The 22,342-nt window shown below is 67.5% G+C and carries 19 protein-coding genes; 14 read left to right on the forward strand and 5 right to left on the reverse strand.

Annotation, left to right across the window (positions count from 1 at the left end; all coding sequences use genetic code 11):
- Window positions 1-50 precede the first annotated feature (50 nt).
- The 11 genes from AC07YZ_RS04760 to AC07YZ_RS04810 all read left to right on the forward strand — a co-directional run bounded on the left by AC07YZ_RS04760 (window position 51) and on the right by AC07YZ_RS04810 (window position 13,927).
- The gene (locus AC07YZ_RS04760; RefSeq protein ID WP_494793903.1) at window positions 51-1,409 is read left to right on the forward strand and encodes a multidrug effflux MFS transporter; all 1,359 of its coding nucleotides are present in this window, start codon (window positions 51-53) and stop codon (window positions 1,407-1,409) included.
- Entirely contained in the window at window positions 1,406-2,386 is a 981-nt protein-coding gene (miaA, locus tag AC07YZ_RS04765; protein ID WP_494793904.1) for a tRNA (adenosine(37)-N6)-dimethylallyltransferase MiaA, read from the forward strand. The genes AC07YZ_RS04760 and miaA overlap by 4 nt, the downstream gene beginning before the upstream one ends.
- A gap of 194 nt (window positions 2,387-2,580) precedes the next feature.
- Window positions 2,581-3,273 (forward strand): ABC transporter ATP-binding protein, encoded by a 693-nt coding sequence (locus AC07YZ_RS04770; RefSeq protein ID WP_226492552.1) that lies wholly within the window; start codon window positions 2,581-2,583, stop codon window positions 3,271-3,273.
- 413 nt (window positions 3,274-3,686) lie between these two features.
- A complete protein-coding gene (locus tag AC07YZ_RS04775) occupies window positions 3,687-4,595 on the forward strand; it encodes a carbohydrate porin (RefSeq protein ID WP_494793905.1) in 909 nt (302 codons plus the stop codon).
- A gap of 199 nt (window positions 4,596-4,794) precedes the next feature.
- Window positions 4,795-5,847 (forward strand): LacI family DNA-binding transcriptional regulator, encoded by a 1,053-nt coding sequence (locus AC07YZ_RS04780; protein ID WP_226492550.1) that lies wholly within the window; start codon window positions 4,795-4,797, stop codon window positions 5,845-5,847.
- 231 nt (window positions 5,848-6,078) lie between these two features.
- Complete coding sequence (locus tag AC07YZ_RS04785) at window positions 6,079-7,080, forward strand: ABC transporter ATP-binding protein (RefSeq protein WP_494793906.1); 1,002 nt, start codon at window positions 6,079-6,081, stop codon at window positions 7,078-7,080.
- 74 nt (window positions 7,081-7,154) lie between these two features.
- Entirely contained in the window at window positions 7,155-8,456 is a 1,302-nt protein-coding gene (locus AC07YZ_RS04790) for an ABC transporter substrate-binding protein (RefSeq protein ID WP_494793907.1), read from the forward strand.
- A 141-nt stretch (window positions 8,457-8,597) separates the two neighbouring features.
- Window positions 8,598-9,602, forward strand: coding sequence for a carbohydrate ABC transporter permease (locus tag AC07YZ_RS04795; protein WP_226492547.1), 1,005 nt, complete (start codon window positions 8,598-8,600; stop codon window positions 9,600-9,602).
- Entirely contained in the window at window positions 9,599-10,774 is a 1,176-nt protein-coding gene (locus AC07YZ_RS04800; protein ID WP_494793908.1) for a carbohydrate ABC transporter permease, read from the forward strand. The genes AC07YZ_RS04795 and AC07YZ_RS04800 overlap by 4 nt, the downstream gene beginning before the upstream one ends.
- Window positions 10,775-10,899: 125 nt before the next feature.
- Entirely contained in the window at window positions 10,900-12,255 is a 1,356-nt protein-coding gene (locus AC07YZ_RS04805) for a GH1 family beta-glucosidase (RefSeq protein WP_494793909.1), read from the forward strand.
- Between the two features lie 28 nt (window positions 12,256-12,283).
- On the forward strand, window positions 12,284-13,927 hold the full coding sequence (locus AC07YZ_RS04810; RefSeq protein WP_494793910.1) for an alpha-glucosidase: 1,644 nt from the start codon (window positions 12,284-12,286) through the stop codon (window positions 13,925-13,927).
- A 130-nt stretch (window positions 13,928-14,057) separates the two neighbouring features.
- On the opposite strand, the gene AC07YZ_RS04815 is transcribed toward AC07YZ_RS04810, so the two are convergent.
- The 5 genes from AC07YZ_RS04815 to AC07YZ_RS04835 form a co-directional block, all read right to left on the reverse strand.
- Complete coding sequence (locus tag AC07YZ_RS04815; protein WP_494794036.1) at window positions 14,058-15,215, reverse strand: ROK family transcriptional regulator; 1,158 nt, start codon at window positions 15,213-15,215, stop codon at window positions 14,058-14,060.
- Window positions 15,216-15,343: 128 nt separating this feature from the next.
- A complete protein-coding gene (locus AC07YZ_RS04820; RefSeq protein WP_226492543.1) occupies window positions 15,344-15,796 on the reverse strand; it encodes an RbsD/FucU family protein in 453 nt (150 codons plus the stop codon).
- 9 nt (window positions 15,797-15,805) lie between these two features.
- Entirely contained in the window at window positions 15,806-16,612 is an 807-nt protein-coding gene (locus tag AC07YZ_RS04825) for an ATP-binding cassette domain-containing protein (protein WP_494793911.1), read from the reverse strand.
- On the reverse strand, window positions 16,612-17,571 hold the full coding sequence (locus AC07YZ_RS04830) for an ABC transporter permease (RefSeq protein ID WP_494793912.1): 960 nt from the start codon (window positions 17,569-17,571) through the stop codon (window positions 16,612-16,614). Before AC07YZ_RS04830 ends, AC07YZ_RS04825 begins: the two co-directional genes overlap by 1 nt.
- A gap of 258 nt (window positions 17,572-17,829) precedes the next feature.
- Window positions 17,830-18,831, reverse strand: a complete 1,002-nt coding sequence (locus AC07YZ_RS04835; RefSeq protein WP_226492540.1) for a sugar ABC transporter substrate-binding protein — start codon at window positions 18,829-18,831, stop codon at window positions 17,830-17,832.
- A 144-nt stretch (window positions 18,832-18,975) separates the two neighbouring features.
- On the opposite strand from AC07YZ_RS04835, the gene AC07YZ_RS04840 reads away from it, so the two are divergent.
- The 3 genes from AC07YZ_RS04840 to pgl all read left to right on the forward strand — a co-directional run bounded on the left by AC07YZ_RS04840 (window position 18,976) and on the right by pgl (window position 22,268).
- Window positions 18,976-19,989 carry a PfkB family carbohydrate kinase gene (locus AC07YZ_RS04840; RefSeq protein WP_494793913.1) on the forward strand — a complete coding sequence of 338 codons (1,014 nt, stop codon included), beginning with the start codon at window positions 18,976-18,978 and terminating at the stop codon, window positions 19,987-19,989.
- 111 nt (window positions 19,990-20,100) lie between these two features.
- The gene (zwf, locus tag AC07YZ_RS04845; RefSeq protein ID WP_226492538.1) at window positions 20,101-21,576 is read left to right on the forward strand and encodes a glucose-6-phosphate dehydrogenase; all 1,476 of its coding nucleotides are present in this window, start codon (window positions 20,101-20,103) and stop codon (window positions 21,574-21,576) included.
- Window positions 21,576-22,268 carry a 6-phosphogluconolactonase gene (gene pgl / locus AC07YZ_RS04850; protein WP_494793914.1) on the forward strand — a complete coding sequence of 231 codons (693 nt, stop codon included), beginning with the start codon at window positions 21,576-21,578 and terminating at the stop codon, window positions 22,266-22,268. The genes zwf and pgl overlap by 1 nt, the downstream gene beginning before the upstream one ends.
- Window positions 22,269-22,342: the final 74 nt, after the last annotated feature.

Raw genomic sequence — 22,342 nt, forward strand, 5'->3', positions numbered from 1 at the left:
GGCGCTCCGGCGACCCGTCGGCCCGGTGCGCTTCTGCTACCCTCGACCGGATGTCCGCCAAGCCCTCCTCCATGTCGCCCGGCCTGATCGTGCTGGTGCTTGCGCTGCTGCTGGGTCTGCAGCCCATCACCACCGATCTGTACCTGCCCGCCTTGCCCGCGCTGACCGACGGCTTTGGCGCCTCGATGTCGCAGGCGCAGCTCACGCTGACCTCGCTGCTGCTCGCTTTCGGTCTGTCGCAACTGGTGTGGGGCCCGCTGTCGGACCGCTTCGGGCGCCGCCCCATCCTGCTGCTGGGCACAAGCCTTTTCGTGGTCGCGTCGATCGGCAGCACGTTTTCGCCGTCGATGGAACAGCTCATCGTCTGGCGCATCGTGCAGGGCATCGCCATGGGCGCGGGGGTCATGTGTGCGCGAGCCATCGTGCGCGACCTGTACGCCCCGGTCGAAGGCGCGCGGATGATGTCCAAGGGGCTGACCGGGCTGGGCGTGATCGCCTGCGGCAGCGCGCCACTGGGCGGCCTGCTGTCCGAGCAGTTCGGCTGGCGCGTGGCCCTGATGGCGCTGGCCGTGTTCGGCGCCATCACGTTGGCCCTGCTGGCGTGGCGCTTCGAGGAAACCCTGCGGCAGAAAAACCCGCGTGCGCTGGAGCCCGCCACCCTGCTGCGCACCTGGGGGCAGATCGCACGCCATCCCACCTTCTGGGCCTTTGCCCTGCTGGCCACCACCACCTACGGCGGGCTGTTCACCTTTCTGGCGGCGTCCTCATTCGTCTTCATCAAGGTGCTGGGCCTGAGCAAGACGGTCTACGGCCTGCTGATGTTCACCATGTCGCTGAGTTACATCGTGGGTACATTGGCCTGCCGCCGCCTGCTGCCGCGTTTCGGCGTGCGCCGCACGGTGGCGATCGCCGGGTTCTTCACGCTTACGGGTGGCACGCTCATGGGCGTGATCGGCCTGCTGGGGGTGCAGAGCCTGTGGGCCATCATCCTGCCGTTCTACCTGTTCATGTTGGGCCACGGCGTGCACCAGCCCTGCGGCCAGAGCGGTGCGGTGAGCCCGTTTCCGCAGGCGGCCGGCGCGGCTTCGGCGCTCAGCGGTTTTCTGATGATGGTGGCCGCCTTTTTCATGGGTGGCTGGCTGGGCAAGAGCCTGGCCGCCACCGGGGATGGTGCGGGCACGGTGCTGCCACTGACCAACGGCGTGTGGTTCTGGAGCGTGCTGGTGGCCACCACGGCTTGGACGCTGGTCCAGCGCCATGGTGAGGAAGCCCCCCCTGCGCCGCTTCGCGTCTTCCCCCCCCAGGGGGGGGACCACACCAGTGGCCCGGCAAAGCCGGTTCCACGGTGTGTGCTGGAAGCTGGCCAACAGCAGCCCGATTCGACTGAACCCTCTCGTGCCAACCCATGAGCGGACCACCATCGCTGGTCAGTTGCATCGCCATCGCCGGCCCAACGGCCAGTGGTAAGAGCGCGGCTTCGCTGGCCATCGCGCAGCGCTGGCCGGTGGAGATCATCAGCGTCGATTCGGCGCTGGTGTACCGCGGCATGGACATCGGCACCGCCAAGCCCACGCCGGCCGAGCTGGCCCAGGTGCCGCACCACCTGATCGACATCCGCGACCCGCTGGAGACCTACAGCGCGGCCGATTTCGTGGCCGATGCCACGCGGCTGATCGACGGCATCGCCGCGCGCGGCCGCACGCCGCTGCTGGTGGGCGGCACCATGCTGTATTTCAAGGCGCTCACGCAGGGCCTGGACGACATGCCCCGCGCCGACGCCGCGGTGCGCGCGCGCATCGAAGCCCGCGCCCACGCACTCGGCTGGCCCGCGCTGCACGCCGAACTGGCGCGGGTGGACCCGGTGACGGCCGCGCGCCTGTTCCCCAACGACTCGCAGCGCATCCAGCGTGCGCTCGAGGTGTTCGAAATCTCCGGCCAGCCCCTGTCGGCGCTGCAGACCGGTGGCACGGCGCACAGCAGCCCGCTGGCCCCCCACGCCCTGCTCTCGCTCGAACCCCTGGACCGCGCCTGGCTGCACGCGCGCATCGCGCAGCGCTTCGACGCCATGCTCGCCGCCGGCTTTCTGGACGAGGTGCGGCGGCTGCGCGCGCGCGGCGACCTGCACACCGGGCTGCCATCCATGCGCTGCGTGGGCTACCGCCAGGCCTGGGACGCGCTGGACGCGGCGGGTGATGCGCTGGACGACGCCGGCCTCGCCGAACTGCGCGACCGCGGCATCTTCGCCACCCGCCAGCTCGCCAAGCGCCAGCTCACCTGGCTGCGCTCCATGCCCGAGCGCCAGATCATCGCCTGCGATACGCCCGACGCCCTGGCGCGCGTGTTGCAATCGGTGCAGGGCCTGCTGGGGCCACCCACCCAAGCCTGAACCGCATCACACCATGCTGCGCCGCCTGATCAACCGCCTGCCGCCGGCCCTGCGCTGCCATTGCACGGTGGGCCATCTGGTCTGGCTGGTGGTGCTGGTGGTGGTGTTCCTGCTCTGGGGGCATGGGGCATGAGCGGCGCCCGGCCGTTCCGAAGGCGCTCAGCCCCGCAGTGCGCAGCACGGAGGGTAGTCCAGTGAGCTCGCACCGCAGCCCGGAGGGCGAAGGTCCTCCAGCGAACCCGGCGAGCCTGCTGGTGCAGAACCTGCACAAACGCTACGGCGACACCCCGGTGTTCAGCCACGTCAACCTGCGCGTGGAGCCGGGCGAATTCATTGCCATCGTGGGCGAGTCGGGCGTGGGCAAGTCCAGCCTGCTCAACTGCCTGGCCGCGCTGGACGACTGGAGCGAAGGCACGATCACACACAACGGTGTCGATCTCGGCACGCTCAGCGAAACCCAGCGCGCCCACTGGCGGCGCGAACACCTGGGCTTCGTGTTCCAGGCCTTTCACGTGCTGCCGCACTTGGACGTGGCGCAAAACGTGGGCCTGCCCCTGCTGCTGCTCAAGCGCCCCGACCCGGCACGCGTGGCGCAGATGCTCGAAGCGGTGGGCCTGGGCGGCCTGGGTGAGCGCCTGCCGGCCCAGCTCTCGGGCGGCCAGTTGCAGCGCGTGGCGATCGCCCGCGCGCTGGTGCACCGCCCCAGCCTGCTGCTGGCGGACGAACCCACCGGCAACCTGGACCCGGGCACCGCCACGCAGGTCATGGCCGTGCTGCAGCAACAAGCCGCGGAAAGCGGCGCGGCACTGGTCCTCGTGACGCACTCGGAAGCCGCGGCGGCGCGGGCGCAGCGCGTGCTGCGGCTGACGGCCTCGGGCTGTCGCTGACGCCGCGGCCCGGGTGAGCGCCGGGCGCCGACCGCGCCCACCCGACCACGGCAGACCGCCCGCCCCCGCAGCCGCGCCATGGCCCCGGCGAGGCGGCAAGACCCCTCGTTCAGCGGCGCATCACCCCCTCGAAAACGCTTACCACAAGCCGCCAAGCAGTGGTATTTCCATACCGGAAAACCCCTCCCTAACTCAATGCAAACCTTTGCAATATTCGGGCTTTCCATACCTGTGGTAGCAGGACAAATTTGTTGGTTACGTTACGGTTACGTACCGGGTTTCGAGGGTTTACACCAAATGCAACCGTTTGCCCGAATGATCGAATACGGCCACCTTTTCCGACTGTTGCGTTTTGTTTCACATGCGCCAACGACAGGAAAAGGCCTTCATCCATAAAACCCCCGGAGCAACACATGTCTCACGTTTTCAAACTGGCTGCCCTGGCCGCCCTCTGTGCCACCGCCGCTGCCGCCCACGCTGACGTCGGTTTCGACGCCAACCTGGAACTCGACACCACCTACACCAACGCGGTCGACGCACCCGCCACCAACGCCCGTGAGAGCGACCTGTCCATGGGTGGCCGGGTCGAGGTCAATGTCGGCGCCAAAGCCACCAACGGCGACGCCTTCGTGCAGGCCCGCGCCTCTCTGCTGCTGAAGAAAGACGGCGACACCGGCACCGACGACATGTGGGTCAAGTTCGGCAACGCCGGCATGGACATCAAGATGGGCCGCTTCGAAGCCATGGACCTGTTCCCTCTGGGCAAGGACGTCGTGGTTGAAAACAGTGGCTACGGCGGCTACCACGCCAACAAGCTGCGCGGCCGTTTTGGCAGCGACACCGCGCACGGCGCGCTGGGCGTCAACGCCGGCCCCGCCCGCATTGAAGTGGGCCTGGTCTACAGCAAGGACACCGACGCGGTTCGCGGCGTGCGTCCCGCGGTGAGCTACACCACGGGCCCCATCACCCTGCGCGCCGGCGTGGAGTCGGTCAAGGTCGTCGGCGGCGGCGACAGCACCAACGGTGTCGGCCTGTCCATGGGCTACGCGCTGGACAAGGACAGCAGCCTGAACCTGAACTTCGCCAAGATGGAAGACGACAAGTCCTTCGGCGTCAACGCCACCTTCGGCCCGGCCGGCGTGGGCATGATCATGGACAAGGGTGCCAACTCGGCCAAGAACACCACCTTCTACGCAGCCTATTCCCTGCCGCTGTTCGGCGTCAAGGGCGCCACCATCACCCCGGCCGTCAGCTTCGCCAAGGGCGGCACCGGCACCGACAACCAGTTCGCTGCCCGCGTGCGCATCAACTACGCGTTCTGATCCACGCGTTTCGCGGGCGAGGGGCCAGGCCCAGCCCGCACCGTTTTCTTCAAGGCAATCAGTTTCGCCCGGCGCTTCCAAGCCCGGGCGTTTTTTTTGGGACGAACGCGGTACCGGGGTATCCGCTGCGCGACCGATGCACGGCCTAATGGGGTGAAATAATGAAACGATGTCACGCACCCCTCCATCCCTTCCCCCGATGCCCCCCACCACCGACACCACCCCCGCTGCCCTCACACCGCCAGACAAAGGGCGCCGACGCGTGCAGATGATCGACATCGCGCGCATGGCGGGTGTTTCCACCTCCACCGTCTCGCGCGCACTCAGCGGCAGCTCGCTCATTCCCGAGGCCACGCGCAACCGCATCACCGAACTGGCACGTTCGCTCCACTACCGCGTCAACGTGGGCGCGGCCAATCTGCGCAAGGGCGACGTGCAGACCATCGGTGTCGTGCTGCTGAGCGACAGCACGCAGATGATCTCGGACCCTTTCGTGCTGGGCATCCTGGGCTCGTTGACCGACACGGTGAACGACCTCGGCATGAATCTTCTGCTGACCCGCCTGCAGGAAAACCGCGAGGACCAGATGCGCTCGATGGTGGAGTCGGGCCAGGTCAACGGCCTGGTGGTGATCGGCCAGCTCTCCCTGCACGACCACCTCAATGAGCTGGTGCAGCAGGGCATCCCCATGGCGGTGTGGGGCGCCAGCCTGGGAGACGCCCTGTACCCAGTGGTGGGCGGCGACAACCTGCGGGGAGGCTACCTCGCCACGCGCCACCTGATCGAGAAGGGCTGCCGCCGCATCGCCTTCTTCGGCGACACCAACCACCCGGAGGCAAGCCTGCGCTTTCAAGGCTACGAGCGGGCCCTGCAAGAGGCCGGCCTCGAAGCCGATCCCCGCCTACGGCAGCACTACCTGTTTGGCGACGCGCGCATCCGGGAAACCATCGAAGGCTGGCTCAACCAGCATCTGGACTTTGACGCGATCTTTGCCTGCAGCGACGTGACGGCCATATCGCTCATGGGTGCCTTGCGCGAGCGTGGCATTCCGGTCCCCGGGCAGGTGCGCGTGGTCGGTTACGATGACATCCTGCTGTCCATGCACGTCCACCCCACGCTCACCACGGTGCGCCAGCCCATCGAACAGGCCGGCCGGGCACTGGTCGCGCTGCTGTTCGAGTCCATCGCCGGCGCCCCCCGCCGCAACATCGTCCTGCCCACCGAGCTGATCGTCCGCGACAGCAGCCTTTAGCAGGGTCTGACCGGGCCTGCACCCGGTTTTCCAGAAGAATGCGGCAACGGGGCGCGCGAGGCGTTGACCCTTACCTTGCGCCGACCTCATGCGACCGCCCGAGCGACCGCACCAATATTCTTCTAAGGGTAATTACCAGCATGCAATCGTTTGCATTGGTGCTTTAATTCATTCTCTCCAGAGGCCACATTCACCACCAACCATCAGGTTCCCGCGACCCATCACACGTCCATGAGCCAATCCAATCTGCGCTTGCGCAACATCCAGAAAAGCTACGGGAAGGTCCAGGTCATTCACGGCGTGGATCTGGACATCGAGCCAGGCGAATTCGTGGTGTTCGTCGGCCCTTCGGGCTGCGGCAAGACCACGCTGCTGCGCATGATCGCGGGCCTCGAAGACATCACCGGGGGCACCCTCTCCATCGCCGGTCAGACCGTGAACGATCTGCCGCCCAGCGAGCGTGGCGTAGCCATGGTGTTCCAGAGCTACGCGCTCTACCCGCACAAGACGGTCTACGACAACATGGCCTTTGGCCTGAAGATCGCCAAGGTGCCCAAGTCCGAAATCGACCGCCGGGTCCGTGAGGCCTCGGAGATTCTGCAGATCACCGAGTACCTGGAGCGGCTGCCCAAGGCCCTGTCGGGCGGGCAGCGCCAGCGCGTGGCGATCGGCCGCGCCATCGTGCGCGATCCCAAGGTGTTCCTGTTCGACGAGCCGCTGTCCAACCTGGACGCGGCCCTGCGCACCAAGATGCGCGTGGAGCTGGCCACCCTGCACCGTCGCCTGGGCGCGACCATGGTCTACGTCACTCACGATCAGATCGAGGCCATGACGCTGGCCGACAAGATCGTGGTGCTCAACAAGGGCCGCATCGAACAGGTGGGCGCGCCGCTGGAGCTCTACCACCGCCCCGCCACGCGCTTCGTGGCCAGTTTCATCGGCTCGCCCCAGATGAACTTCATGGAAGGCGCATACGCGCAGCAGTTCGGCGCCCAGACCGTGGGCGTGCGACCCGAGCACCTGCGCATCGACGCAGCGGGCCCGCTGGAGGGCACCCTGCGCCACGCCGAGCAGTTGGGCAACGAAACCTTTGCCTATGTGGACGCCGGTCCGCTGGGCGATCTGACAGCGCGCATCGACGGCTCCATTACCGTGGAGCCGGGCGAGCGCCTGAGGCTGGGTTACCAGCCGGAGCACCTGTACCGCTTCGATGCGGCGGGGCTGCGCATTTGACGGACCCCATCCCGGGGATATCCAACCCATGGCGCCGCGGATGGTCCGCGATGCCGACAGAGGAGCAACACAAGATGTTCAAGACAAGCACCATCGCCGGGGCCGCCGCCCTGGCCCTGACCTCCCTGAGTGGCGCGGCCATGGCCGCCGACTACAAGGGGCCCGATCTGAAGGGTGAGGTGGTCACCATCACCTGCCCCTGGACCGGCGCCGAAGAAGGCATGTTCAAGAAGGTCATCGCCAACTTCGAGAAGGCCACCGGCGCCACGGTGAAGCACTCGTGCTCGCAGAGCTCCGAGCAGCAGATCGTGATCGACATCAAGGCCGGTTCACCGTCCAACATCTCCGTGTTCCCGCAGCCCGGCCTGGCCGCCAACATGGCCGCCGTCGGTGGCTTGACACCGCTGGGCAACAAGGCACGCGACTGGGTCAAGGCCAACTACGCCGCCGGCAGCTCCTGGGCCGACCTGGGCACCTACAAGAACAAGGCCGGCAAGGACGAGTTCTACGGCTTCTTCTACAACGTGAACGTCAAGAGCCTGGTCTGGTACATCCCGGAGAACTTCAAGGAAAAGGGCTACAAGGTGCCCAAGTCCATGGAGGAGCTGCAGGAGCTGACCAAGAAGATCGCCGCCGATGGCGGCAAGCCCTGGTGCATCGGCCTGGGCAGCGACGCCGCCACCGGCTGGCCCGCCACCGACTGGGTGGAAGACATGATGCTGCGCACCCAGAGCCCGCAGGTCTATGACGAGTGGACCAGCAACAAGATGAAGTTCAACGACAAGCGCGTGGTTGAAGCGATCGAGGCCTACGGCTGGTTCGCCCGCAACGACGCCTACGTGGACGGCGGCGCCAAGGCCGTGGCCACCGTGAGCTTCAAGGACAGCCCCAAAGGCCTGTTCGGCACGCCGCCCAAGTGCTACATGCACCGCCAGGCCAGCTTCATCCCCGCCTTCTTCCCCGACGGCAAGGCCGAAGACGCCGACTTCTTCTACTTCCCGTCCTACGCCGGCAAGAAGCTGGGCAACCCGGTCCTGGGCGGCGGCACGATCATGACGATCACCAAGGACAGCAAGGGCGCCAGGGCCTTCATGGAATACCTGCAGCACCCGCAGGCACACGAGATCTGGATGGCCGAAGGCGGCTTCCTGACCCCGCACAAGGGCGCGGACCTGGGCAAGTACAAGACCAAGGCGCTGCGCAAGCAGGGTGAGATCCTGCAGGGCGCGACCACCTTCCGCTTTGACGGTTCCGACCTGATGCCCGGCGCCGTGGGTGCCGGCAGCTTCTGGAAGGGCATGGTCGACTACTCGGGTGGCAAGTCGGCCCAGGCGGTGGCGGACGACATCCAGAAGTCCTGGGAAACACTCAAGTAACCCCCCTGCGCCGCTTCGCGTCTTCCCCCCTGAAGGGGGGACGCTCCCAGTGGCCTGGCAAAGCCAGTTCCACGGGAGCCCTGGAAGGCGAAGTGGCGCGCGTGCCGCCCCGTCTGTTTGTTTGCCGTTCTGTTGACCACCATGACTGATTCAATCTTCCAGACATTCTTGGCCGTGGTGGTCAGCGTCGGTTTCTGTCTGCTGTATTTCGCAGGCAGCAACTTCCTGCTGGACCGCATCGTGGCCCTGCCCTTTGCCACGCGCAACCGGCGCGAGGCGATCCGCTCGAACGTGCAGCCCTGGCTGTTCCTGGCGCCGGCCCTGCTGCTGCTGGGCGTGTACCTGGTCTATCCGCTGTTCGAGACTTTCCGCCTGAGCTTCTTCGACACCGTGGGCCAGACCTTCGTGGGCCTGGCCAACTACGTCTGGGTGTTCAAGGACGACAACTTCCTCATCACCATCCGCAACAACTTCATGTGGCTGCTGGTGGTGCCCGCGGTGTCCACCGCGCTGGGCCTGGTGGTGGCCGTGCTGGCCGACCGTGTGTGGTGGGGCCATGTGGCCAAGACGCTGGTGTTCATGCCCATGGCGATCAGCTTCGTCGGCGCCAGCGTGATCTGGAAATTCGTGTTCGACTTCCGCGGGCCCGACGCCGAACAGATCGGCCTGCTCAACGCCATCGTCACCGGCATGGGGTTTCAGCCCCAGGCCTGGGTCACGCTGCCGTTCTGGAACAACTTCTTCCTCATGGCCATCCTGATCTGGATCCAGACCGGCTTCGCCATGGTGATCCTTTCGGCCGCGCTGCGCGGCGTGCCCAACGACACCCTCGAAGCCGCGCGCATCGACGGCGCCAGCGAGCTGCAGATCTTCTTTGAAATCATGGTGCCGCAGGTCATGTCCACCATCCTCGTGGTCTGGACCACCATCACCATCACCGTGCTCAAGGTGTTCGACATCGTCATGGCCATGACCGGCGGCCAGTGGGACACCAGCGTGCTGGCCAACCTGATGTACGACTGGATGTTCCGCGGCGGCGGCGACTACGGGCGCAGCTCCACCCTGGCCATGGTGCTCATGCTGGCCGTGATCCCGGTGATGGCCTTCAACATCCGCCGCTTCCGCGCCGAGGAGGCCCAACGATGAAACCCCGCCGCATCAACCTGGCCTCGCTGGCCGCCCATGCCCTGCTGCTGGTGATCGTGGTGGCCTGGGTGCTGCCGACCTTCGGTCTGCTGGTCTCCAGCTTCCGCGACCGCGAGCAGATCGTGGGCAGTGGCTGGTGGACCGCCCTGTCCACCCAGACCCGGCCCGACATGCGCCGCACCGGCGGCGCCCAGAGCGTGGTGCCCGAGGGCGACCACTTCGTCATCGCCGGGCGCCTGTTCCCCGAAGGCGCATCGGTCAAGCTCAGCCGCTTTTCGCTCAAGTCGTCCAACCCGGGCGAGTTCCGCGTCGGCAAGACGGTCGAGCTGGCCGATGCCCAGGTGTTCGACGACGAAGACGGTCGGCCCGACGGCACGCTCAGCGTGGCCGCCGACGGCAGCTACCGGCTGGTGCTGAACCAGGCCTACGAGAGCGACCGCGGCGTGCGCATCTTCTTCGTGGCCGAAAAACCACCCTCCTTCTCGACCACCAACTACCAGAAGGTGGTGGCCTCCGAAGGCGTCGGCGATGCCTTCCTCAACACCTTCAAGGTCACCATTCCCGCGACCTTCATCCCCATCCTGATCGCCGCCTTCGCCGCCTACGCCTTCAGCTGGATGGAGTTCCCCGGCCGGCGCTGGCTGTTCGTGGTGGTGGTGGGCTTGCTGGTGGTGCCCTTGCAGATGTCGCTGATCCCGCTGCTGCGGCTGTACAACGACCTCGGTGAAACGCTGGGCATGCCCTCCAAGTCGTACCTGGGCATCTGGCTGGCGCACTCGGCCTTCGGCCTGCCGCTGGCCATCTACCTGCTGCGCAACTACATCGCCTCGCTGCCGCGCGACATCATCGAGAGCGCGCGCATGGACGGCGCCACGCACTTCCAGATCTTCACCAGCATCGTGCTGCCGTTGTCCATCCCCGCGCTGGCGAGCTTTGCGATCTTCCAGTTCCTCTGGGTCTGGAACGACTTCCTGATCGCCCTCGTGTTCCTGGGCAAGGCCCCTGACCAGGTGGTGCTGACGATCCGGCTCAACGACCTGCTCGGTTCGCGCGGCGAGAGCTGGGAAATCCTCACCGCCAGCGCCTTCGTCTCCATCGCCGTGCCGGTGCTGGTGTTCTTCTCGCTGCAGCGTTTCTTTGTGCGGGGACTGCTCTCTGGCTCGGTGAAGTAGCGCCCCCCTGCGCCGCTTCGCGGCTTCCCCCCAGGGGGACCACGCCCTTGGACCGGCAAAGCCGGATCTTCGGCGTGTGCTTGAAAGAGACACCTCACTCCGACAACCCTTTCTTCCTATCACCGATGACCGACGGACCGACTTTTCCCGCCGCTTTTGAATGGGGCTGCGCCACCGCCGCTTTCCAGATCGAGGGGGGTGCCCACGAGGGTGGCAAGCTGCCCAGCATCTGGGACGACTTCTGCGCGCAACCCGGCCGCATCAAGGACGGCAGCGACGGCCTCGTGGCCTGCGACCATTACCACCGCTACCCCGAAGACGTCGCGCTGATGGCCCGGCTGGGCTTTCGGCACTACCGCTTCTCCATCGCCTGGACGCGCGTGATGGACGTGCAAGGACGCCCCAACCCGGCGGGCCTGGACTTCTACCGGCGCCTGCTCGACGAGCTGCACCGGCACGGCATCACCCCCAACGCCACCCTGTTCCACTGGGACCTGCCCTCGCACCTCGAAGGCGGCTGGCTCAACCGCGACACGGCATACCGCTTCGCCGACTACGCCGCCCTGATCGCGCGCGAGCTGGGCGACCGCCTGCCGCGCGTGGCCACGCTCAACGAACCCTGGTGCAGCGCCTTTCTCGGCCACGATCAGGGCGTGTTCGCCCCCGGAGGGCAAGACCGCGAGGCCTCGCTGGTCGCGGCCCACCACCTCGTGCTGGCCCACGGCCTGGGGGTGCAGGCCTGGCGCGCGGTGCGTGCGGACACCGCGCTGGGCATCGTGCTCAACCCCGAGCTGAGCGACCCGGCCAGCGACGCCGCCGAGGACGTGGCGGCCGCGCGCATGGCCGAACTCGAACGCAACGAGGTGTTCCTCAACCCCCTGTTCGGCCGCGAGTGGCCCGCCGAGATGCTGGCCCAGATCGGCACGCGTGCCCACGAGCGCCGGCCACAAGACCTGGCCATCTGCGCGCAGCCGCTGGACTTCATCGGCCTGAACTACTACACCCGCTCGGTGGCGCGCGCGCCCGCCAGCGCGAGCGAAACCCGCCGGGGTTATGCCCTCGTGCCGCCCACCGGGGCCGAGCTGCCCCTGACCGACATCGGCTGGGAAATCTACCCCTCGGGTCTGGGCCGCGTGGTGCGCAACCTCAGCCGTCAGTGGCCCCTGCCGCCGATCTGGATCACGGAAAACGGCGCCGCCGACAACACCGGCGTGAGCCACGGCGAATGCCGCGACGAGATGCGCGTGCGCTACCTGCAGGCCCACCTGGCCGAGCTGGCCAGCCTGATCGAAGCGGGCTTCGACATCCGCGGCTACTACGTCTGGAGCCTGCTCGACAACTTCGAGTGGGCACAGGGCTACAGCCAGCGTTTCGGCATCGTGCACGTGGACTACGCCACGCAGACCCGCACCCTCAAACACAGCGCCCGCTGGCTGCAGACCGTCATGCAGCGCAGCGCGAGCGCGGCCCCCGACCTCTGAAACCCCTCACAACCCGTTCATCCGACCCATGAACCCTCAGAACCTTTCCCGAAACAACCCCTGGTGGCGCGGCGGCGTGATCTACCAGATCTACCCGCGCAGCTTCCAGGACAGCAACGGCGACGGCATCGGTGACCTGGCCGGCATCACCCAACGCCTGGACCACATCGCCGCGCTCGGCGCCGACGCGGTCTGGCTCTCGCCCTTCTTCAAGAGCCCCATGAAGGACTTCGGCTACGACGTCAGCGACTACTGCGACGTGGACCCGATGTTCGGCACCCTGGGCGACTTCAAGGCCCTGCTGGCCCGCGCCCACGCGCTGGGCCTCAAGGTCATGATCGACCAGGTGCTCTCGCACTGCTCCGACCAGCACCCCTGGTTCGTCGAGAGCCGATCCAGCCGCGACAACCCCAAGGCCGACTGGTTCGTCTGGGCCGATGCGCGCCACGACGGCACGCCGCCCAACAACTGGCTCTCCATCTTCGGCGGCAGCGCCTGGCAGTGGGACACGCGCCGGCGCCAGTACTACCTGCACAACTTCCTCACCAGCCAGCCCGATCTGAACTTCCACAACCCCGAGGTGCAGGACGCGCTGCTCGCCACGGTGAAGTTCTGGCTGGAGCTCGGCGTGGACGGCTACCGCCTCGACGCCATCAACTTCTGCTTCCACGACGCGGCCCTGCGCGACAACCCGGGGCGCGGCGTGCCGCTGGTGGAAGACCCGTCTGCCCCGTCGTCCAACCCCTACTCGTGGCAGCACCACCGGTACGACAAGAGCCAGCCCGAAGCGCTCGGTTTCCTGCGCCGCCTGCGCACCCTGGTCGATCAGTACGACGACACCACCATGGTCGGCGAGATCGGCGACGAGGCCGGTCTGACCATGGTGGCCGACTACACCGGCGGCAGCGACAAGCTGCACATGGCCTACTGCTTCACCTTGCTCGGTGCCTCGCACAGCGCCCCCTTCCTGCACGACGTGATCGACCAGTTCCAGCGCGTGGCGGGCGACGGCTGGCCCTGCTGGGCGCTGTCCAACCACGACGTGGCGCGGGTGAGCACGCGCTGGGGCGGCGAGCACCCCGACCCGCGCCTGCTGCGCCTGGCCGCGGCGTTCCAGCTGAGCCTGCGCGGCACGGTCTGCCTGTACCAGGGCGAAGAGCTGGGCCTGCCCGAAGCCAGTGTCGCTTTTGAAGACCTGCAGGACCCCTACGGCATCACCATGTGGCCCGAGCTCAAGGGCCGCGACGGCTGCAGAACCCCCATGCCCTGGGCCGCCGAGGCGCCCCACGCCGGTTTCTCCGAAAGTGAACGCTGCTGGCTGCCGGTGCCGCCGGAGCACCGGCCCTTCGCGGTGGACCGCCAGCGGGGCGACGCCGGTTCGCTGCTGAGCTATTTCACGCAGCTGCTCCATTGGCGCCGCGATCAGCCGGCACTGTGGCAGGGCGAGATGGACCTGCTGCCCGCGGGCGAACAGGTGCTGGCCTTCGTGCGCACCGCTGCCTCGCAGCGCGTGCTCTGCGCCTTCAACTTCAGCGACGCCCCGGCCTCGCTCGCACTGCCCGCGGCGTGGTCAAACGCCCGTGTGCTCGAAGGCAGCGGTCTGGGTGGCGCTCGCATCGACGGCGATACCCTGGTGTTCGAACCCTGGGGCGGGCTGTTCCTAGAGAGCTGAATGAAAACACCCCCGCAGCGCTTCGCGCTACCCCCTCAAGGGGGCGATACCAGTGGCCCGGCAAAGCCGGTTCCACGGTATCTCTGAGGGAGTCGCCTCACTCCGGAAAGGCTCAAGGGGTCGGCGGCCGTCAGACCTTCAGGAACACATCGCGGTCCGGCGCGAAGCAGGCGTGCAGCGGCAGCAGCGCGCCGCCGAGCGCGCGCGCGTCCGAGCCGATGCTGCCCAGTTCCAGCCGCGGCATCTGCTGCAGACCCTCCCAGTTGTAGGCCTTGAGCGCCTCGGTGGTCTGCTGCAGCAGCCCTTGCAGCAACGGTGCGGCGGTGGAACCGTCCATCACCACCGCGTCCAGGTCCAGAAAGGCGGTGCCCGACACGATGCAGTGCGCCAGCGCGAGCGCGGCGCGGGCGATCCACTCGCGGGTGTAAGGCAGCCAGGGCGCCTGCATGGCGCGCGCGTCGTAGGCGGCCATGGGGTCGAGCGCGTGTTCGCGAAAGCGCTGTTCCAGGTCCCACAGTGAAGCCTGGCTGATCAGTTGCGCGGGCAGTTCCTTCATGTGGGGCGTCGCCACCTGCAACGGCAGGGAAGCCACCGCGGCGGCGTTGCCGTGGGTGCCGCGGTGCAGGTGCGAGTTGATCACCAGCCCGCCGCCCACGAAGGTGTCCATGAACAGGTAGAGGTAGCTGTGCAGGTCGCGCCCGCGCCCCTGCAGCAGCTCGGCCACGCAGGCGGCGGCGGTGTCTTTGGCGTAGCTCACCGGCAGCTCGGTGAGGCGCTGCACCTCGGCGGCCAGGTCGATCTGGTTCCAGGCCTGCGACTGCGCTTCGGTCAGGCCCAGCATGCGGTGCCAGCCACCGAGCTGGAACGGCGCGGCCACGCCCACGCCCACCACACGGCTGCGCAGCGCGCCCAGCCCGTCGAGCAGGCGGTTCAGGTTTTCGCCGATGGCGGGCAGCAGGGTTTCGCTGTCGGGAAAGGGGTAGTCCAGCACCAGGCGCTCACGCACATGGCCGGTGAAGTCGACCAGCAGCCAGTCGGCGCTGCGCCGCCCGATCTTGATGCCCACGGCAAAAGCGCCGTCGGGGTTCAGGCCGATCGGCACCGAGGGCTGGCCCACGCGCCCGCGCACCGGCGCTTCGCGGGTGAGCAACTGGTCTTCGTCGAGCCGGGTGGTGATCAGGCCGATGGTCTGGGCCGTGAGGCCGGTGAGCCGCGCCAGATCGGCTTTGGGCAGGCTGCCGTGCACGCGCAGGGCCTGCAGCACCACGCGGTCGTTGAACTGGCGCATGCCCACCTGGTTGGAGCCACGCGGGCGCAGCCGGGGGTTGTCGGCGGGTTCCGGGCTGGGTTCGGCGGCAGGCCCGTCGGCGGATTCGGTCGGGTTTTGATCGGTCACAGCCGCCGAGTTTGACATGCCTACACCCGCAGGCTGTTGCCGAGAACGCCCTTGCGCAGGATGAAATTGCCCCAGGGCTCCAGCTCACCGGTGACGACGATGGCATAGGCCTTTTTCACGCGCTCGTAAAACGCGTAACGCTCCACCGCCTCGGCCTGATCGTCCCGCAGGCCCTCGGCGGCCAACACCGCCAACGTCTCGCGCTGCAAGGCCGAGCGGTAACCGGGCTCGGTCCCGCCGACCTGCATGTAGGCCACCGGGTGCGGCACGTCCTGCGCCAGCGGCAGCACGCTGGCCACGGCCTGCACCGTGCGCACCATGCCGATGCCCGGCAGGCGCAGCACCGGCTTGCCCGCACCCAGGCTCATGGCGGTGAAGTTGGCGTCGGCCAGCACCACCGCGTCGTCGTGGCCCATCTCGGCCAGCAGCTTGAGCAGGTCCGGGCTGAGCAGAGGATCAATGCCTTTGAGCATTTTGGTCTTTCAGTGCGCCAACGCTTGCGCAGGCAAATCGTCGACCGACTTGGCGCCCGTCATCACGGCCACGGTGTCGCTCATGCTGATGTGTTTCGGGTCGACCACCGCGGCGCGTTTGCCCAGGCGGGCGATGTGGATGCGGTCGGCGATCTCGAACACGTGCGGCATGTTGTGGCTGATCAGAATGACCGGCAGGCCCTTGTCGCGCACGCGGCGGATCAGTTCGAGCACCATGTTGCCCTCCTTCACGCCCAGCGCGGCGGTGGGCTCGTCCATGATCACCACGTGCTGCGCGAAGGCCGCGGCGCGCGCCACGGCCACACACTGACGCTGGCCGCCCGAGAGCGTTTCCACCGCCTGCGTCATGGAGCGGATGCCGACCTTCAGGTCGTTCATGCGCGCGATGCTTTCTTCCAGCATCCGCTTCTTGTCGATCATCTGCAGCACGCTGCCGAGGAAGCCGGGGCGGCGGATTTCGCGGCCGAGGAACAGGTTCTCGGCGATCGTCATGGCCGGGGCCACGGCGAGGTCCTGGTACACCGTTTCGATGCCGGCGCGGCGCGCGTCGATCGGGCTCTTGAAGTGGGCGCGGGTGCCGTCCAGGTAGATCTCGCCTTCGTCGGGAATCGTCGCGCCGGCCAGGCATTTGATCAGCGAGGACTTGCCGGCGCCGTTGTCGCCGATCACGGCCAGGATCTCCCCGGCGCGCAGTTCGAAGTCGGCACCGTCGAGCGCGGTGACCTGGCCGTAGCGCTTGACCAGACCCTTGGCCTGGATCACGAGCGGGCTTTGAGCATTGGGTGCGGTAGACATCAGCGAGCTCCTTTGCGGGACATTTGATCGGTGAGCACCGCCAGAATCACCAGCACGCCGGTGACCAGGATCTGGTAGACCGAGGACACGCCCATGAGCGTGAGGCCGTTGCGGAACACGCCCACGATCAGCGCGCCCACCAGGGTGCCGAGGACGATGCCGCGGCCGCCGAACAGGCTGGTGCCGCCCAGCACCACGGCGGTGATGGCGTCAAGGTTTTCGGTCTGCCCGGCGTTCGGGTCGCCGGCGCCGATGCGCGCCACGGAGAGCAGCGAGGCGATGCCGTAGAACACGCCGGCCAGCACGTACACGCCCAGCAGCACCTTGTCGGTGGAAATGCCGGTCAGGCGCGTGGCCTCGGGGCTGTTGCCCACGGCGTAGATGTGGCGGCCCGGCGCGGTTTCGCGCAGGAACAGCCAGGTCAGCAGGTACAGCGCGAGCATCAGCACCACGCCGTAGAGGATGTTGGTCTGGCCGATGCGGAACGAGTTGCCCAGCCAGGTCATGCCTTCGGACACTTCGGTGACGGTCTGCGAACCGGAGTACAGCTGGGTGATGGCAAACGCGATGTTCAGCGTGCCCAGCGTGACGATGAAGGGTGGCAGCTTGGCCTTGGTGACCAGCAGGCCATTGACCACGCCGAACAGCGCCGTGGCGCCAATGCCCAGCGTGATCGCGACCGGGGCGGAGAGGCCGAAGTCGGCGCCCATCTTGGTCATGACGATGCTGCCCAGCGCCATGATCATGCCGCACGAGAGGTCGATGCCGGCGGTCAGGATGATGAGGGTCTGGCCGATGGCGATGGTGCCCACCACCATGACCTGCTGCAGGATCAGCGAGAAGTTCTGCAGCGACAGGAAACGGTCGCTCTGGGTCGCGAAGAACCCGCAGGCGACCACCAGGGCAATGAAAGGCCCGAGCGTGCCCATGGGCGGAAGTTTGGCTTTGAGGGAATTCATGGCGGTGGCCCGTCCGATCAGAAGAAATGTGGTTGCAGCAACACCCCGTTCAGGCCGGGGCGGTGCTCACGGAGTGCCCGTCTGACGCGGGCTCTCAGTCAAAGGAACAGCGAAGGCACGTAGCGCCAAGCGAAGCGAGGCGCCCCCTCACCCAAGGGCACCAAGGGTCCGGCTCCGCCGGCCCAAGGTGCCGTCCCCCCTCCAAGCCGAAGGCGCCAGGGAGGGGGGAAGCCGCAAAGCGGCGCAGGGGGGAGTTCCTTATTTATTACCCCAGCACAGGTCCATACCCGTCTTGACGTCCTTGCTGTCCACGCCAGCCACGGCCTTGCCTGCGATCAGGGTCACGCCGGTGTCGGTGTAGCCGCTGACCTTCTTGCCGGACTTGGCGTATTCCACACCCGCGGCCACGCCCATGGCGGCCATCTTCAGCGGGTACTGCTGGCTGGTGGCGGCGATCACGCCCGCGCCCACGTCTTTCACACCCGCGCAGCCGCCGTCCACCGAGACGATGACCACGTCTTTTTCCTTGCCAGCGGCCTTGAGCGCCTTGTAGGCACCGGCGGCGGCGGGTTCGTTGATGGTGTAGACCAGGTTGATGCCGGGGTTCTTCTGCAGGCAGTTTTCCATGCCGGTCTGGCCCTTGGCGGCGTCACCGAAGCTGTCGGCCATGCAGGCCACGCCGGCGGCGGCGCCACCGAGGTTGTTGCTCTTGGCGTCCGGAGCGGTCAGGCCAAACCCCTTCAGGAAGCCGTTGTGACGCTGGGCGCCCACCGGGTGGCCGGGGAACAGGTCGAGCGTGGCGATGACGGCCTTCTTGCCGCCCATGGCCGCCTTGGCGTACTGGCCGATCAGCACGCCGGCCTTGTAGTTGTCGGTGGCGAACAGCGCGTCCACGGCGGTGGCCGGGTCGGTCGGGCTGTCCAGCGCGATCACCATCACGCCCTGGGCCTGCGCCTTCTTGATGGCGGGGATGATGGCCTTGGCGTCGCTGGGGGTGATCAGGATGGTCTTGGCGCCGGCGGCGATCATGTTCTCCATCGCGGTCACCTGGCCGGCGTTGTCACCGTCGGTCTTGCCCGCGGCCGACAGCAGCTTGGCGCCGAGCTTGGTGGCTTCGGCGGTGGCGCCTTCCTTCATCTTCACGAAGAAGGGGTTGGACTCGGTCTTGGTGATCAGGCCGATCACGGGTTCGGCGGCGCAAGCCGTGCCGACGACCAGGGCCAGAGCGGTGAAGGCGAAGGCGGGAACGAGTTTTTTCACAGGTGTCTCCTCGAAGGGATGGATGATGGGCAGATGAACGAGACGCAAACCCCGGCAGCCGTCCCCTTGGGGTTTACACGGTGGGCGCTGCGGAGTGACTGAACTATATTTCGCTTCAGGTTAATAAATCAACTGGATTTAGTTATGGTTTTCCCTAGGCAACATCAAGCTTTACACGTCGCCACCGCTGGCGAGGCCCTGATCGATCTGATCGAGGAATCCGACGGCCGGCTGCGCCCCTGCGCCGGGGGCGCGGTCTACAACCTCTCGCGGGCGCTGGGCCTGCAGGGCGTCGGCACGCTCTACCTCAACCCGCTCTCTGGCGACCGTTTCGGCCGCCTGCTGGCCGAGGGCATCCACCAGGCCGGCGTGGTGCTGGCGCAGGAAACGCCCGCGCACGAACCCACCTCGCTGGCGGTGGTGGGCCTGGACGAACAGGGCAAGGCCAGCTACAGCTTCTACCGCGACGGCGTGGCCGACCGCCAGGTCAACGCGGCCGACATGAGCCGCCAGTGCGCGGCCGAAACACAGCTCAAGCTGGTGGCCACCGGCTGCCTGGCTCTGGTGGCCGACGACAGCGCCAAATACCTGCCCTGGCTCCAGGCCCAGCGCGCCGCGGGCCGCTTCGTGGCGGTGGACGCCAACCTGCGCCCGGCCATCGTGCCGGACATGGCGGCCTACCAGGCCAGCGTCATGGCCGCGCTCGGCCAGGCCCACCTGGTCAAGGTGAGCGACGACGATCTGGTCACGCTGGGCTTCACCGCGGCCGACCCGCTGCAGGCGGCCCACGAGCTGCTGCGGGCCACGCCCGCCACCTGGCTGGCCCTCACGCTGGGGCCCCGAGGCGCCGTGCTGCTGCACCGCGACGGCCACGGCTGGCAGGCCGCCGAGCCGCAGCCGGTGCGGGTGGCCGACACCGTGGGCGCCGGTGACTGCTTCCTCGCCGGCCTGCTGGCCGCCCTGCTCGAACGCCCGGTGGTGCAGGCCGCCAGCCAGGCCGACCAGATCGCGCTCGACGCCGAAGACGTGCGCCACATCCTGGGCCGGGCGGTGGCCAGCGCCAGCCTGTGCGTGATGCAGACCGGCTGCGTGCCGCCCAGCCTGGCCGAGGTGGTGGCGCGCGTGGCCGCCGTGCCGCCGGTGTTCGAGGCGCTTTGAACCCCAGGCCGCCCGCGCATCGGAACCCGCGAAAAACCCAATCACAACCGGTAACCCGCATGTAACTTGATTACATTAAAATCAAGCCATTCACGTAACTAAATTAGAGACATGAGCACCTCCACGCCCTCCCCCGCCGCGGCTTCCCCTCTCGATCTGGTGATCTTTGGCGGGGTGGGCGACCTCTCCGTGCGCAAGCTGCTGCCCGCGCTGTACATGGCGCACCTGCACAACAACCTGCCCCCGTCCACGCGCATCCACGCGCTGGGCCGCCAGCCCTGGGACCGCGCCGCCTTCGTCGAATTCATCCAGGAAAAGGTGCCCGGCTTCATCGAGGCCAAGGCCTACAACATGGCCTCGTGGCAGGGTTTTCTGGAGCGGCTGGACTACGTCGCCCTCGACGCCACGCAGGCGCCCGACTACGCCGCGCTCGGCGCCGCCCTGCAGCCCGGCTCGGACCGCGTGTATTACCTGGCCACCGCGCCCAGCCTGTTCGTGGGCATCTGCGCCAACCTGGCCGGCGCCAACCTCATCGACGCGAACTCGCGCGTGGTGCTGGAAAAACCGCTGGGCCACGACCTGGCCTCGGCGCGGCAGATCAACGACGACGTGGGCCAGTACTTCCAGGAACAGCAGATCTTCCGCATCGACCACTACCTGGGCAAGGAGACGGTGCAGAACCTGATGGTGCTGCGCTTTGGCAACACCATCTTCGAACCGCTCTGGCGCAGCCCCTACATCAAGAGCGTGCAGATCACCGTGGCCGAGAGTGTGGGCGTGGGCAGCCGCGCCGGCTTCTACGACGGCACCGGCGCCATGCGCGACATGGTGCAGAACCACCTGCTGCAGCTGCTGTGCATCGTCGCCATGGAACCGCCGGTGTCGCTCGACCCGGACGCCGTGCGCGACGAAAAGCTCAAGGTGCTGCGCTCGCTGCGCCCCATGACCATGGCCGACGTGGCCAAAGACACCGTGCGCGGCCAGTACGTCGCGGGCGCGGCCAACGGCGACGCCGCCGTGGGCTACCTGCAGGAAGCCAACATCCCGCACCACAGCAGCACCGAAACCTTCGTGGCCCTCAAGGCCCACATCAACAACTGGCGCTGGGCCAACGTGCCGATCTTCCTGCGCACCGGCAAGCGCATGGCGGCGCGCCAGTCCGAGATCGTGATCGAGTTCGCCGACCTGCCCTTCACCATCTTCCAGGACTCGCCGCGCCAGTCGGTCAACCGCCTGATGATCCGCCTGCAGCCGGAAGAACACATCCAGCTGCAGATGATGGCCAAGGAGCCCGGCAGCGGCATGAAGCTGCGCCCGGTGAGCCTGAACCTCGACCTCGAAACCGCCTTCTCCGAACGCCGCGCCGAGGCCTACGAGCGCCTGCTGATCGACGTCATCAAAGGCCGCCTCACGCACTTCATGCGCCGCGACGAACTCGAAGCCGCCTGGACCTGGGTCGAACCCATCATCAACGGCTGGCAGCAGCTCAACGAAAAACCCAAGGCCTACACCGCGGGCAGCTGGGGCCCGGCGGCGTCTTCCGCCTTGATGGCGCGCGAGGGAAGCTCCTGGGTCGAGGAGTCCTGATGGCGGTGACCGAACACCCCAACGCCACCCCCGCCGCCCTGGCCGCGCACATCGCCAATGCCCTGCGCAGCGCCATCGCCGAGCGTGGCCAGGCCAGCCTGGCCGTCTCGGGCGGCAAGTCGCCCATCGCCCTCTTCGAAGCCCTGCGTGGGCAAGACCTGGACTGGGCCAAGCTCAGCGTGATTCTGGTGGACGAGCGCGTCGTCCCGCGCGACCACGCCGACAGCAACACCGCCCTGGTGGCCCGCCACCTGCTGCAGGGTGCGGCGGCCGCGGCCCGCTTCGTGCCCTTCTTCCGCGAGCTGCCCGCGGTGCTCAGCGAACAGGTGCTGGACAGACTGGCGCAGGACGCCAACGAACGCATCGCCCACCTGCCCTGGCCGCTGGACCTGGCCGTGCTCGGCATGGGCGAAGACGCGCACACCGCCTCGCTCTTTCCCGGCGCCCCGGGCTGTGCCCACGCGCTGGAATCCACCGAGCGGCTGGCCTGGGTCACGCCCGCCACCGCGCCCCACGCGCGCCTCACGCTCACCCTGCAAAGCCTGCTCGCCGCGCGCGAGCTGGTGCTGTCCATCGCCGGCGAGAGCAAGCTCGCCGTCTACCGCCGCGCCGCCCAACAGGCCGACGCGGCACTTCCAGTCTCGCTGGTGATCAACCAGACACAGACCCCCATCAGCGTCTGGATGGCATGACCACCCCCGTCGCTGGCTCGCTGCGCGAAGCCGCAACACCTGCGGCCTGGCAAAGCCAGCTCCGCGGTATTTCT

It is taken from the genome of Hydrogenophaga sp. GW101-3F08, from assembly GCF_059424585.1.